This is a genomic window from Citrobacter gillenii (genome assembly GCF_013337685.1).
GTDB lineage: Bacteria > Pseudomonadota > Gammaproteobacteria > Enterobacterales > Enterobacteriaceae > Citrobacter > Citrobacter gillenii.
Genome location: NZ_SUQN01000006.1, coordinates 142,169 through 155,649 on the forward strand (window position 1 = coordinate 142,169; position 13,481 = coordinate 155,649).

Annotated in this window: 12 protein-coding genes; 1 reads left to right on the forward strand and 11 read right to left on the reverse strand. The window is 52.0% G+C overall.

Annotation, left to right across the window (positions count from 1 at the left end; all coding sequences use genetic code 11):
- Nucleotides 1-22: 22 nt before the first annotated feature.
- The 4 genes from tssC to FCH32_RS15160 form a co-directional block, all read right to left on the reverse strand.
- Nucleotides 23-1,555: a type VI secretion system contractile sheath large subunit gene (tssC, locus tag FCH32_RS15145; protein WP_096755688.1), complete on the reverse strand. Its 1,533-nt coding sequence runs from the start codon at nt 1,553-1,555 to the stop codon at nt 23-25.
- 65 nt (nt 1,556-1,620) lie between these two features.
- Nucleotides 1,621-2,118 (reverse strand): type VI secretion system contractile sheath small subunit, encoded by a 498-nt coding sequence (tssB, locus tag FCH32_RS15150; protein WP_174361157.1) that lies wholly within the window; start codon nt 2,116-2,118, stop codon nt 1,621-1,623.
- A 476-nt stretch (nt 2,119-2,594) separates the two neighbouring features.
- Nucleotides 2,595-4,457 (reverse strand): bifunctional glutathionylspermidine amidase/synthase, encoded by a 1,863-nt coding sequence (gss, locus tag FCH32_RS15155; RefSeq protein ID WP_115257498.1) that lies wholly within the window; start codon nt 4,455-4,457, stop codon nt 2,595-2,597.
- A 152-nt stretch (nt 4,458-4,609) separates the two neighbouring features.
- Nucleotides 4,610-6,898, reverse strand: a complete 2,289-nt coding sequence (locus tag FCH32_RS15160) for an FdhF/YdeP family oxidoreductase (RefSeq protein ID WP_174361158.1) — start codon at nt 6,896-6,898, stop codon at nt 4,610-4,612.
- A 217-nt stretch (nt 6,899-7,115) separates the two neighbouring features.
- On the opposite strand from FCH32_RS15160, the gene yghU reads away from it, so the two are divergent.
- Entirely contained in the window at nt 7,116-7,982 is an 867-nt protein-coding gene (gene yghU, locus FCH32_RS15165; protein ID WP_174361159.1) for a glutathione-dependent disulfide-bond oxidoreductase, read from the forward strand.
- A 55-nt stretch (nt 7,983-8,037) separates the two neighbouring features.
- On the opposite strand, the gene hybG is transcribed toward yghU, so the two are convergent.
- From hybG to hybA, 7 genes are read right to left on the reverse strand one after another with little or no spacing between them, the layout of a single operon-like run.
- Entirely contained in the window at nt 8,038-8,286 is a 249-nt protein-coding gene (hybG, locus tag FCH32_RS15170) for a hydrogenase maturation factor HybG (RefSeq protein ID WP_096755683.1), read from the reverse strand.
- A gap of 30 nt (nt 8,287-8,316) precedes the next feature.
- Nucleotides 8,317-8,658 carry a hydrogenase maturation nickel metallochaperone HypA gene (gene hypA / locus FCH32_RS15175; protein WP_174361160.1) on the reverse strand — a complete coding sequence of 114 codons (342 nt, stop codon included), beginning with the start codon at nt 8,656-8,658 and terminating at the stop codon, nt 8,317-8,319.
- Nucleotides 8,651-9,139, reverse strand: coding sequence for a hydrogenase-2 assembly chaperone (gene hybE / locus FCH32_RS15180; protein WP_096755681.1), 489 nt, complete (start codon nt 9,137-9,139; stop codon nt 8,651-8,653). Before hybE ends, hypA begins: the two co-directional genes overlap by 8 nt.
- Nucleotides 9,132-9,626, reverse strand: a complete 495-nt coding sequence (locus FCH32_RS15185; RefSeq protein WP_096755680.1) for a HyaD/HybD family hydrogenase maturation endopeptidase — start codon at nt 9,624-9,626, stop codon at nt 9,132-9,134. Before FCH32_RS15185 ends, hybE begins: the two co-directional genes overlap by 8 nt.
- Entirely contained in the window at nt 9,626-11,329 is a 1,704-nt protein-coding gene (gene hybC, locus FCH32_RS15190) for a hydrogenase 2 large subunit (RefSeq protein WP_115257492.1), read from the reverse strand. Before hybC ends, FCH32_RS15185 begins: the two co-directional genes overlap by 1 nt.
- On the reverse strand, nt 11,326-12,504 hold the full coding sequence (gene hybB, locus FCH32_RS15195; protein ID WP_096755678.1) for a Ni/Fe-hydrogenase cytochrome b subunit: 1,179 nt from the start codon (nt 12,502-12,504) through the stop codon (nt 11,326-11,328). Before hybB ends, hybC begins: the two co-directional genes overlap by 4 nt.
- Nucleotides 12,494-13,480, reverse strand: a complete 987-nt coding sequence (gene hybA / locus FCH32_RS15200; protein ID WP_096755677.1) for a hydrogenase 2 operon protein HybA — start codon at nt 13,478-13,480, stop codon at nt 12,494-12,496. Before hybA ends, hybB begins: the two co-directional genes overlap by 11 nt.
- Nucleotide 13,481 lies beyond the last annotated feature (1 nt).

Here is a 13,481-nt window from a genome sequence, read left to right on the forward strand (position 1 = left end):
GCACCTCCTGTGCTCGGTATCGTTAAGATTTCGACTTCGGCATCTGTGAAACCAACGACAAGCTGACGTCCATCCCCTCAACCTGGAAGTGAGGAATGGCATACAGGCGCACACGGAAGAACCCTGGATTATCCTCAATGTCCTCCACCACAACTCGCCCATCACGAAGCGGATGTGAGGCCTGCAAATCATCACCTGGATCCGTCATTTCGGTTACCAGACTGCGTAGCCAGTTGTTGAGTTCAAGTTCGAGCAAGCGACGATCTTTTGTCGTACCAATATTCTCGCGCTGCAAAATTTTCAGGTAATGCGCAATGCGGGAAAGCAGGAAGATATACGGTAGGCGTGAGTTAATCCGGCTGTTCGCTGTCGCTTCTGGGGTATCAAACTGAGCCGGTTTTTGCGCCGAGTTAGCAGAAAAGAAACAGGCGTAATCTCGATTCTTATAATAAGAAAGAGGAATAAAGCCAAGATTAGCAAACTCAAATTCACGGGTTTCAGGGATCATCACTTCAGACGGAATCTTCACCTGATTACCGGTACCCAAATCGTACAAATGGATCGGTAAGTCTTTAACCGCACCGCCTGCCTGTGGGCCACGAATCTGTACGCACCAGCCATTCTTGATAAAACTTTTCACCATGTTCACAGCAAAAGAGAAAGATGCACTGGTCCACAGGTATTTTTCGTGATCGGGACCTTTAACCTCTTCGACATAATTAAAGCTACGTACCGGCACGGTATCAGGGCCATACGGCAGGCGGCCAAGTACCCGCGGCATTGTCAGCCCGATATAGCGGGAATCATCACTATCACGAAATGCTTTCCACTTGATGTATTCAGCACGTTCAAAATAATCGTTGATATCTTTAATCGCGGCGACGTCTTCCATATTATCTTTCAGGAAGAATTTCGGGCCGACTGCGCCAATGAATGGCATATGACAAGCCGCTGAGACACCAGAAATATTGCGCAGAAGCGCAATATCTTGCGGGCTGTTGTCGAATTCATACGCGGAGATCATTGCAGCAATAGGCTCACCGCCAGGCTGATCGTATTCTTCAATATAAACATGACGATACAACCCACTCTGGATGAGCTCCGGCGCATCGTCAAAGTCATCGCGTAATGCGTCTTTACTGATATCCATCATTTCGACGCGAACGTTACGGCGAAAATCGATACCCATAATCATCGAATGCAAACCGCGCCAGAGCGATTCCTGCTTTTGGAATTCAGCATGGTGCATAACTTCATTGACCTGATCGCTAATCTGTTTGTCCAGACGCGCAATTTGGTCATCAAGTAGCGTTTTATCCAGACGCTCCAGTGGTTGTGTCGCATCTGCCAGACATGAGACTAAAACCTGAATGGCAGCGGTCACACGTTCAGCCGGAGCCGCATCGGAAAGCGCTTCATCACTCTGCCACGCATCGACATTTTTCAATGAAGAAACCGGAGCAAGATTAATTTTGTCAAAGAGGGACTGATAAACACTGCGCTCACCCGTCGTGGTGGTAGCCGCAGCTGAAGAGGTATGTTCCTGAACAGACATCAACATATTCCTTTAATGATCCTTTACTATTCCAGCCGCTTAAGCGGAGGAAACCCTGTATAGCGTTAAATCTCTTCTGGCATCATTGTTGCCAACTCATCACGCAACTCCTGACTCAGGGCAGGATCTTTAAGGACGATTTCCAGCTCACGGCGAAAAGCGGCGTTATCAAGTAAATTAGATTTCAAATCGCGCAGTAAATTACGCATTGCCAATAGCACGCGGAGTTGTGGGATATTTCGCGCTACCTGCTCCGGTTCAAAATCACGGATATTCTTAAAAGTAAGATTAATCTCTTCATTTAAACCGTCACCCGCCAACGTATTTTCCACACTCAGGTTCACGGTTGGAGATAACTTTGCTAACACGTCATTGAAATTATTTTTATTAATATCAATCTTTTCACGCTCAGATAATGGTCGCTGTTCTCTACCATTACTGAAATCACCCACAGTCAAAAGTTTTAACGGTAGTTCAACCTTCTTCTGAACGCCTCCTGTGTGTAAATCCAATTTAATGTTAACGCGTGCCGTCGGCACTTCATTCTGAAAACTGTCACCCATACGTCCCTCTCAAACCGGTGAATCCTACCGGTATATCACTTTTCCCAATGGCGCATTTTCCCTTTCCAATCACTCACAGCCTGACACCGTTGAGGGCGTTTCCTGCGTATGACGACCAGTGACTGTCAATAAGAATTAATGATTATAATTAGTATGCTAAGGTAATCCGATATTTTATAGACATTAAAAACTGATCGAAATCACTATTTCGTTAAATAACACATTAATATTATTTATTTAAATCAAGGGAATAAGAAAAATTACATCTAATACAAACAAACAAAAATAATTAAATCAAAATGCATTCATTGAATTAATGACAAAATAAAAAAACAACTTCACCTGATGAATATCTGAATAAGTTTATATAGCCACCGCAACTAGATAAATGACAATCACAGCCATTGTAAAAACGAATAAAAAAGTCGGAGACATACCCCGACTTCTTTAGCGCAATCAGAAACAGACCTGAAAGGTTACGCCCCTTTCACTACAATCAGCGGTTCGATATCACTCTCTTTTTTAATCACCAGCGAATCGTCACCGCGCAGACAGGTGCCGCCGTAGTTACCGCCCACGGTGAACGTGCAAACCTGAATATATTTACCGGCAACGTTGGGCAGACACCAAAGCTGCTGATAAATGTTCTTCTGTTCAGCAAACTTACCGCTGGTCTTATCGAGCAGTTCTTCCTCGTGGCTGACCAGATCGATGTTGCTGCCACAACGTCCTGCAATAGGTTTCACGGCATAACCGGTTCTCGCCAGCTCGTCGTTAACAGTGAAGTCAGTATCAAGCAGATAGCGATGATGAGGGAACAGTTGCCACAGGATCGGTAATATTGCTTTGTTGCCGGGAATAACCGTCCACAACGGCTCGAAGACCAGCACTTCCGGGCGCAGCAGAACATCAATCAGTCGTACTTCCTGGTGAGTATGTCCTGTACGAATTGGCACGGCAGCGTATTCGGTTTCGCTCACCTCACGCACTTGCTCGATCGCGGTTTCCCATGCCCAGGTTTTCCAGACGCAATTTACCAAACGACCGTCGCCGTCAATCAACTGGCCGGCATCATCCCAGCGTAATTCGTCCAGTCCGCGGAGGATTTTGCTGTCAAACCCGGCCTGATGCAACGCCTGCTGCATAAACTGCGCGTGGTAGTTCTCTTCAATGTCCTTGTCCTGCATGATGTGAACGAAAGGACGCGCGCGACTGTGCTTCCAGGCGCCGGCCAGTTCGTTGATCAGCCCTTCTGCAGGATTATGCCCGCGCCCACGGTAGCCTTGCTCAGCCCAGCGTTCAAGGATCAGGCCTGCTTCGGTATGGCACGATGCGGAATCGGCGTTGTACTCGTACACCTTCAGCCCGCGCTCATCCATACAAAAATCCATACGACCGGTGATCATATGGTGCCGACGACGCTGCCATGAGAGGCGCAGACGCGGCCAGAGAATTTTTGGAATATCGAACAGCGCCAGCAGGTTATCGTCTTTCAGCACTTTGTCGGTGGCGTGCAGATACATCAGATGCAGTTCGTTGGTCGCTTTAATTAGCTCCTGCTCCGCGCTTTCAGTAATGGTGAAGTACTGATGCGGATCCCGATTGATCACATGACCATTTGCCAATACGTAGGCTTTTTGCAACGGATCCTGCTCGTTCAGCCACTTACCATCAAACTGTCCGCTATCTTCCAGTCTCGCGCCGCCAATCTTCAGGGCGTCATTGTCGATCTCTGGCTGCGGCAGACTGTAGCGGGTATCGTCAGTTTGGATCATCCAGCCGAGGATCGTGGTGTCATCAAAGGTATCACGCAGGGTGTAGTGACCATTTTCAACCACCATCTCCAGCTCGCGGGTCCACTGCTGTCCGGGAGGCAGCGGCGTGTGGATCACGTTCTGTTCAGCAATACGGATTTTATTTTCCAGCAACTGGGTGACGACCGCCACATGGCCCGTTTCGTTGAACTCACCGCCTTTTTGCCAGATAAGTAGAGCGCCTGCTACCGGCGCGCGAGGTGAGCCATTAGGGAATGCTTGTAACGGCAGAATATTGTCATTCACCACTTCGCGCAGGAAACGCAAGGAGAAGATCTCCCAGGCCATACCCACATCGGTGAAGACTACGCCATAGTTGAGAAAGAGAAAACGGCGCGCGAACTCGACGCACTGCCATTTGTGGCCCATGTATTCGTCGTCGATATAGCTGCGAAACGCAGCATCATCGTCGTAGTCCCGTGGGTCAAGGGAGCTGTAATCTGAAGAGTAGATTGCTACGCCGCCGGGGGCGTAGCCCAATAATGTCCCAAATGGGGCATCCTGACTGGTCGTTCCTTTGCTCATGCACCTTACCTCAAAACAATACAGCCTGAGCAGGGTGGCGTGAATTTTTCGCTCTGATTGCCTGCTCTGCGACACTAACCGGACAGAGGTTGACTTATCATACACCTCAACGCAGCGGCTGGCGCTCAGAGGCGAAAAATTCGTAGCAGGAGCTACGCTTTACTGAGGATAACCGGCACGCTTTTATACGCCGGGGTCAGACTTTCCGTATCGACCGCATCGAGCGACAGCAGCACATTCGCTTCCGGCAGATACGCGCCGATCGAACCCGCCGCCATGTCGTAAATGACGACCGTTAGCCCGTGCATCATACGATCCACGCAAGGCTTACCGTGGTCATCCAACGCTTGAACATTAACGACATCGCCCTGAGTCAGCCCGCGGGCAGTTGCTTCCACGGCGCTTAAAAACACCACATCACGTCGCCCGCTAATGCCACGATAGCGATCGTTCATGCCATAAATAGTAGTGTTGTACTGATCGTGGCTACGCAGTGTGGCCAGCACCAGCGCCTCAGCAGGCTGGTTTTCCCGCTCGACTGCACGCTGGCGACTGACGACAAAATTGGCTTTACCGTTTGCGGTGTGCCATTCACGCCGCGAAGCCGGCGTATCCATACGAAATCCACCGGGCTCGGCAATACGCGCGTTATAATCGTGAAACGCCGGAATAACGGCCTCGATGGCCTCGCGAATCAACGCATAGTTCCCGGTCAGCGCTTCCCAGTTTACCGGCGAGTGGGGAAGCGTGGCGCGAGCCAGCCCCGCCACAATCGCCGGTTCCGATTTTAGCCATTGAGAGGCCGGTTTTAGCGCACCGCAGGAAGCGTGGACCATCGACATAGAATCCTCGACGGTTACTGACTGAATACCCGTTGCCTGCATATCGCGTTCAGTTCTGCCCAGCGCGGGTAGCAGATAGTTGTGTTTTGCCAGCAGCAAATGCGAACGATTGAGCTTGGTCGCAATGTGAACCTGCATATCCAGCTTTTTCATCGCCTCGAAGGTACGCTGCGGCTGAGGCATCGCCACCGCCAGATTCCCGCCCATGCAAATCAATGCCTTCGCCTCACCGCGCTCTATCGCCCGAATACTTTCCACGCTGGAGCGACCATGCTGACGCGAAACGTTGATAGAAAAATGCGCTTCCAGGCGCTGCAGGAAGTCTTCTGATGCCGCCTCGTTAATCCCTACGGAACGGTCGCCCTGCACGTTGGAATGCCCGCGCAGTGGGCAGATCCCCGCCCCCGGTTTGCCCATATTGCCTTTCAACAACAGCAGATTCACCAGTTGCTGGACGTTCTCGGTACCGTTTTTATGCTGGGTGATACCCAGTCCATAACAAATGATCGTCGCGAGAGATTTGTTATAGCTGTGTGCCAGATCTTCCATCTGGCTGCGCGTCAGGCCAGAGTCCTGCTCCAGTTCAGCCCAGCAACATTGGCGTAAATCGTCATACAACGCCGAATAACCCGCGGTATGTTCGTCGATAAACGCATGATCGAGCGTCGGTTGCTGACCCAGCAAGATCCGCGCTTCATCCATTTCGATCAACGCCTTCATGATGCCTTTGAGCAGCGAGGCATCACCGCCCATTTTGACCTGGTAGTAATCGCTGCTAAGTGCTGTCGTCTGGCCGGTGAACATCTCTTTCGGGCTTTGTGGGAAGCTAAAGCGCTCAAGTCCGCGCTCGGTAAGCGGGTTAATTGAGATAATTTTAGCCCCGCGTTTGGCAACGTCGCGTAACGTGGTCAGCATGCGCGGATGGTTGGTGCCAGGATTATGTCCGATGCAAATCACCAGCTCACACTGTTCAAAATCATCAAGCTCCACGGTCCCTTTCCCAAGACCAATGGCCCGCGTCAGCCCGGCACTGGTTGGGCCATGACACATGTTTGAACAGTCCGGGAAGTTGCTGCTGCCGTATTCGCGGGCAAACAGTTGATACAGGAACGCCGCCTCATTTGAGGTTCTACCGGAGGTGTAAAACTCAACCTGCTGTGCAGAGTCATAGCTGCGCAGTCGCTCGCCGATTTCCTGAAACGCAATGTCCCACGCCACGGCCTGCCAGGTATCCGTCACGGCATCGTATTTCATCGGGTGCGTCAAACGGCCTATATTTTCCAGCGCATAATCACTGTACTGCCAGAGTGCCGATACCGGGTGGCGGCTGAAAAATGCAGGTGAGGCTTTCTTACTGGTGGTTTCCCAGGACACTGCTTTTACGCCGTTTTCGCACAGTTCCATCGGCGCACGATGGCTCGGATCGGGCCACGCACACCCCGGGCAATCGAACCCTTTCACTTGGTTCATTTTGAACATCGCGATAATGTCGCGCGCGACGGCCTTTTGCGAAAACACCGAAGCAGTGACGGCTTTTACCGCGCCCCACCCACCCGCCGGGCCCTGATAACCGCTTACTCCTGGAACACCATTTTTCATTGTTACTGCTTTTTCACCGCCAATTATTGAGGGTAGTACGGTAGCAATTTCCGTCCAACATTGATTTCCTCTTCATGGAGTACGGTCTGCGTACAATGAACGGGTTAGATTTATCTTCCCCTTTCAGCACAACACGACATAAAGTCCCAATCTGTTAAATTGAGTTTTCCCTAACTGCTACACTGCTTCAACACAACCACTCAGAAGGCAGGTCACTATGTCAGACAATACTTATCAGCCCGCGAAAGTCTGGACGTGGGATAAATCCAATGGCGGTGCATTCGCCAACATCAACCGTCCGGTTTCCGGTGCCACCCACGAGAAAACGCTACCGGTCGGCAAGCATCCGCTGCAGCTCTATTCGCTGGGTACGCCAAACGGTCAGAAAGTGACGATTATGCTGGAAGAGCTGCTGGCGCAGGGCGTGACCGGCGCGGAATATGATGCCTGGATCATCCGTATTGGCGATGGTGACCAGTTTTCCAGCGGCTTTGTTGAGGTGAACCCAAACTCGAAGATCCCGGCACTGCGCGACCATTCACAAAACCCACCGGTACGCGTGTTTGAGTCTGGCGCTATCCTGCTCTATCTGGCGGAGAAATATGGTTATTTCCTGCCTCAGGATTTGCCAAAACGCACTGAAACACTGAACTGGCTATTCTGGTTACAGGGCGCAGCGCCCTTCATCGGCGGTGGTTTCGGCCACTTCTACAACTATGCGCCGGTAAAAATTGAGTACGCGATCAATCGCTTCACTATGGAAGCCAAGCGTTTACTCGACGTTCTGGATAAGCAACTGGCGCAGCATCAGTTTGTGGCGGGGGATGAATATACCATTGCCGATATGGCCATTTGGCCGTGGTTTGGCAATGTGGTGCTGGGCAACGTCTATGACGCGGCAGAATTCCTTGATGCGGGGAGCTACAAACACGTTCAACGTTGGGCCAAAGAGGTTGCAGCGCGTCCGGCGGTTAAGCGTGGACGGATTGTGAACCGCACTAACGGGCCGCTGAATGAACAGCTTCATGAACGCCATGACGCCAGTGACTTCGATACCAATACCGAAGACAAACGCCAGGGCTAACGCAAGATGCCTTATCCGGCCTACATATAAGGCGTAGGCCTGATAAGCGAAGTCGTCACGCGCTGGTGACGTCGTAATCCATGCGGCGTAACGCATCTAACGTGGCTTTGGCTTCATCTTCATCGATGATGCTCATAGCGAATCCTACGTGCACCAGTACCCATTGCCCGACCAGCTCAGCCGGATCGCCTTCACAAATCAGGGCAATGTTGACATCGCGCTTGATACCGCAAACTTCAACCTGCGCAAGCTGGTGAATATCTTCACCGACGGTCAGAACCTGACCCGGGACTCCAATACACATATCTGACTCCGTCCCATAGCAACCTATGGGCTATTCGACTTCAATACTTTTCACTTTCAGTGAATCGCCGCTTTCAACCCGCAAACGATCGCCCTGACAACGTGGACATTGCGCATCATGCTGGGTAATTTCCACAACCTGACTGCAATCCCAGCACCAGGCCTGAGCGGGTTTGTATTCAATGTGCAATGCACATCCCTGCGCGACCGTGCCCTGACAGACGATGTCAAAACTGAAACGAACGGCGCTCTCCTCAACGCAGGAGAGCGCGCCAATTTCCAGCCAAACGCCGATAACACGTTTAACATCGTGCTGCTCTGCCTGCTGCTGAATAATCTCAACGGCGCTCTGGCAAAGCGACAACTCATGCATTTTCACAGCTCCGACGGCCCAACAGCAACGCGCGACGACCAAGTTGCGGTGCGTTCGGATCGCTCACCGGCAGCGATAACAACATTTTTGCGCAATCGTCAGTCAGGCGGACACCCTCTTGTGCCGACATGCTGTGCGAAAGCGGCGACATTAACGAACAGGACAGGTATTGCGATACTCCATCTAGCTCGCCTACGGTAAATGTCATCTCACCATACGGTAAACGCAGCCCCATTTTCTCGCTGACTTTTCGCAGGGGCCAGATCTGATCTGGCCCAGGGAAAATCAGCGCGCTCAGCATCCAGGGCGTGATCACACACCCCGTCCACTGGCCTTCAAACAGCGTAAAATCAGAGACATACACCGGCATATTCGGATGCAGGAACGAGAGATCGTGCATCGAACGGCGGGCTACCTCTTCAAACGCGGCCTGAATCTGCGCTTTTGGGGCTGTCTGAAAGCCTAAAAACTCTTCAGACATGGGCCGCCTCCCGAGGGATGGCTTCCACACCCGATTCGCACAGCGCGGCGAGAACCTGCTCAAGCGCAGGTTCAATCATGGCTTCAACCGTCGGCGTTAGCCCGATATGCGGCTCCAGCGATTCCGGAATAACGCCGACCAGAGTCAGCTTCTTCGGAAACTCGCCGGTAAAACGCAGGGCCGACAACACGTCGGCCAGGCCAAGCTGGTGCGGCGAGATTTTATTGGTAAACAGCGCCGGGATCTCTTCATCCCGCAGGACCATCATGGTTCCCGGCGTGCTTTTTCTCGACACAATGGCGTCAGCAATGATCAGATGATCTCTGTCCGCCATATCGCCGAGCAGCTCCATCCCCGCTGTACCGCCATCCAGAACGTCAACGAAATCAGGCAGGATGTACCGTTGCTCTAATGCCTCAACGATACGTACCCCGATGGCTTCGTCAGTCAGCAAAATATTGCCGACCCCTAAGACTAATATCCGCATTACAGAACCTTAACTGAGACGACTTCGTTCCCGTCAACGTCCACCACATGCACCGCACATGACATACAAGGGTCGAAGGAGTGAATAGTACGCACCACTTCCAGCGGTTTGTTCGGATCGGCGATCGGCGTGCCTACCAGTGAACGCTCATACGGTCCCACTTCGTCATTAAAGTTACGCGGGCCAGAGTTCCAGGTTGAAGGTACAACCGCCTGATAGTTGCTGATAATGCCGTCTTTAATCACCATCCAGTGAGAAAGCATACCGCGTGGTGCTTCGAGGAAACCGACACCTTTGAACTCGCCAGTGGCCGGGATATTCGGTTTCACGAAGGTGGTGTGGTCGCCTTTGCCGATGTTTACGATCAGCGCGTTATATTGATTTTGCAGAACGTTCTGCAGTTCACAGCAGTGAACGGTACGACCAATGATACGACCCAGCGTCGAATGCAGCTGTGCCACTTCGATGGTTTTACCGGTCAGCTTGGTGTAAATCGCAATGATCTCATTCAGCTTGGCATGGGTAGACTCGCGTTTTGCCGCCAGTTTACACAGCATGTTAGCCAGCGGGCCCACTTCCACCGTTTTGCCGTAGAAGGTTGGCGCTTTAACCCAGGAGTATTTGCCATCGTCAGACCAGCCGGTGTAATCCGGAACCGTTGTTCCTTCCCACGGCGCCTGCGGCGCTTCGTCTTTGTACCACGCATGTTTCGCACTCTCCTGAATCCCTTTGATCAGGTATTCATCAGAATGAGAGGTGATCGGACGATAGGTCGACAGGTCTGCATCGGTAATGTAACCACCTGGGAACAGGAAGCTGCCGTTTTTGCCGTCAGTCGGGAATTCCGGCGCGCTCAGGTAGTTTACCGCACCCTGGCCGCGTTCCAGCCACTCCGGATAGAATGCGGCAATAACCGCGGTATCCACTTTGTACACCTGCTCAACAAAGTCGCTCAGCTTATCAATGAAGGACTTGATGTACATCAGGCGTTCAAGGTTCAGCACGCCAAGACCGTCGAGGTTGATTGGGTTCGCCACCCCACCGACCGCCAGGTTCTGGATGTGCGGTGTTTTACCACCCAGCAGCGCCACGACGCGGTTGGCATCACGCTGGCATTCCAGCGCCTGCAGGTAGTGTGCAACTGCAATCAGGTTCACTTCCGGTGGCAGTTTCATTGCCGGGTGACCCCAGCAGCCGTTGGCAAAAATACCTAACTGACCGCTAGCAACCAGGTCCTTGATCTTGTTCTGAACCTTAGTGAACTCTTCCGCGCTGTTCAGGTGCCAGGTCGACACGCCGTTCAGCATCGCCGAGGCTTTTGCTGGATCGGCTTTCAGTGCGGAGGTGATATCCACCCAGTCCAGCGCAGACAACTGATAGAAGTGCACGATATGGTCATGCGTGGTGTGCGCTGCCAGAATGATGTTACGGATGTACTGCGCGTTCACGGGAACATCAATGTTCAGTGCGCTTTCAGCAGCGCGCACGGAAGAGATAGCATGCGTGGTGGTACACACACCACAAATACGCTGCACAATCATCCACGCATCACGCGGATCGCGATTCTTCACGATCTCTTCCATGCCGCGCCACATGGTACCGGACGCCCATGCTTTTGATACCACGCCATTTTCGATTTCGCAGTCGATGCGTAAATGGCCTTCAATACGGGTTACCGGATCAATAGTAATTCTCTGGCTCATGCTTTGCTCGCCTCATGACGATTTTGATCGTTTTGTTTTAAAGGAGGAAGTATCGGCAGTAGACGAATGAGTACGATGTATGCACAAATCTCAATAGCCACAAAACCAATAGAAATCAACAGTTCTTCCCAGGTCGGGAAGTAGTGGTAGCCACCACCAGGATTGAACGCCACCAGCGAATAGGACAGACGCCATGTTGCACAACCCAGCAATGCGCTCAGCGCAGACAGGTACAGCATGCGCGAGTCATTTCGCAGTTTCGCGATACGCAGTACCACCAGCGGGAAGACCATCAGCACAACCTCAAGCCAGAACATGGCTGAGTAGAAATCGCCTGCAAACGCATACGACAACTTGTCCCGATAGATCAGTTCACCAAAGCGTAGAACCACGAAGATCGCCAACAAGACGCTAATCGTATTCGTCAGTTTGATGAACAAACTCTTCTCGTCCGGCCCATTACCTTTCAGGCCGCTTTGTACCAGCGAACCTTCAAAGATGACGATCGAGAAGCCCATTATAAAGGCGGTAAGCACCGAGAATAGCGGCAGCATTTCATAGGCTTGCCACAGTGGATGCACCTTATTACCGGCAGAAATCATCAATGAACCCATTGAAGACTGGTGCATTGTCGGCAGCAGTGCGCCGAGGGCGATAATAAAGAACATCACTTTGTTCAGACGCTTGAGCGAAACTTTCCACCCCAGGCGTTCAAACAAGGCCGGCGCAAATTCCAGCGCCATGATGCCGATATAAATGGTCATACAGACTGCCGTTTCGAACAGCACCGAGTTCACGTTAAAGTGGCCCGGAATGTAGAAGTACGGCAGGTTCCAGTAACGACCGACGTCGATGGTGATCGACAGGCCACCCAGAGAATAACCAAACAGGCTCGCCAACAAGGCTGGGCGCACCAGCGGGTGATATTCCCCTTTGTTGAAAACATAGACCGCCCATGCCAGTGCCCAACCGCCACAGGCAAAACCGGTGCCGATCAACAGGTCAAACGCGATCCATACACCCCACGGGAATCCACCGTTCAGATCGGAGACTGAGCCCAACCCGAAGACCAGACGTTTTACGATCAGGAGCATACACAGGACGATTAACGGCCCAAAAATAATGACCGGCTTGCTGATTATTCTTCCGCCCAGCGGTTTAGGATCATGACTCATGATCGTCTCCTCCATCGTGATGGTCGTTTTTCATATTACGACGAACCAGCACGGTTATGCCCGCCAGCGCTGCCAGGGGTAAAATCATGCCCTTATACAGGGAATGTTGAACATGCTCAGAACGCGCACCGGTTGACAGATCAGCCAGCTGTGGGAGATCCAGATTTTCATAAGGAACGCCCGTCAGTACCAATACCTGCGTACCGCCGCCTTCTTTCTCGCCGTACAGGTGCGGGTAATATTTCGGCACCGTGTGCAGATAGGTATCGCTGTCTTTCACCGTCTGACGCGGATAGTGGTATTCGCTGCCAGGCTTCAGCGCCAGGCGTTTTTTCGCCTCAGCCATCAGCTCTTCGCGCGTACCAAAAATCACCGCACCGGCAGGACACACTTCAACACAGCCCGGTAAACCACCTTTATCCAGGCGCTCTACACCTTTCTGGTTACACAGCTCGCACTTATGGAGTGCACCAAACGGGTTGTTGTAGTCGTATTTAGGCACGTTGTACGGGCAAGCGACCATGCAGTAACGGCAACCGGTACAGACATCTTTGTCATAGTGGACGATGCCGGTTTTCGGATCTTTTTTCAGCGCGGAGACCGGACAAACAGAAACGCAGTTCGGATCGACACAGTGCATACATTGTTTCTTGATGTACGCGTAGCCGTTCTGCTCCTGGTCTTTGTTAACGCCTGTTCCACTACGCCACACCTGAATGATGTTATTGGTGTACGGTGACAGTTTGTCGTTGTTCGACCAGGTTTGCTCCCCCTCAGGGTTGCGCGCTGGGAAGTTGATGTCCTGACACTTGGTGACACAGGCCTGACAGCCGACACACAGCGTCGAGTCATACAGCATCCCAAGGGAACCCGGGATCGGCGGACGGTTTTCTGCAGCCGCATGGCTGACGGACGGCGCAGCGCCCAACAGCAATGCTCCGCCAGAAGCTGCTTTAATAAAGTTACGTCTGTTCACG

Bases quoted from the DNA above. Each gene is read 5' to 3' on its own strand.
- FCH32_RS15185 (WP_096755680.1), bottom strand. From the start codon at position 9,626: ATGCGGATATTAGTCTTAGGGGTCGGCAATATTTTGCTGACTGACGAA.
- tssC (WP_096755688.1), bottom strand. From the start codon at position 1,555: ATGTCTGTTCAGGAACATACCTCTTCAGCTGCGGCTACCACCACGACG.
- hypA (WP_174361160.1), bottom strand. From the start codon at position 8,658: ATGCATGAGTTGTCGCTTTGCCAGAGCGCCGTTGAGATTATTCAGCAG.
- hybB (WP_096755678.1), bottom strand. From the start codon at position 12,504: ATGAGTCATGATCCTAAACCGCTGGGCGGAAGAATAATCAGCAAGCCG.
- hybC (WP_115257492.1), bottom strand. From the start codon at position 11,329: ATGAGCCAGAGAATTACTATTGATCCGGTAACCCGTATTGAAGGCCAT.
- gss (WP_115257498.1), bottom strand. From the start codon at position 4,457: ATGAGCAAAGGAACGACCAGTCAGGATGCCCCATTTGGGACATTATTG.
- tssB (WP_174361157.1), bottom strand. From the start codon at position 2,118: ATGGGTGACAGTTTTCAGAATGAAGTGCCGACGGCACGCGTTAACATT.
- yghU (WP_174361159.1), top strand. From the start codon at position 7,116: ATGTCAGACAATACTTATCAGCCCGCGAAAGTCTGGACGTGGGATAAA.
- hybE (WP_096755681.1), bottom strand. From the start codon at position 9,139: ATGTCTGAAGAGTTTTTAGGCTTTCAGACAGCCCCAAAAGCGCAGATT.
- FCH32_RS15160 (WP_174361158.1), bottom strand. From the start codon at position 6,898: ATGAAAAATGGTGTTCCAGGAGTAAGCGGTTATCAGGGCCCGGCGGGT.
- hybG (WP_096755683.1), bottom strand. From the start codon at position 8,286: ATGTGTATTGGAGTCCCGGGTCAGGTTCTGACCGTCGGTGAAGATATT.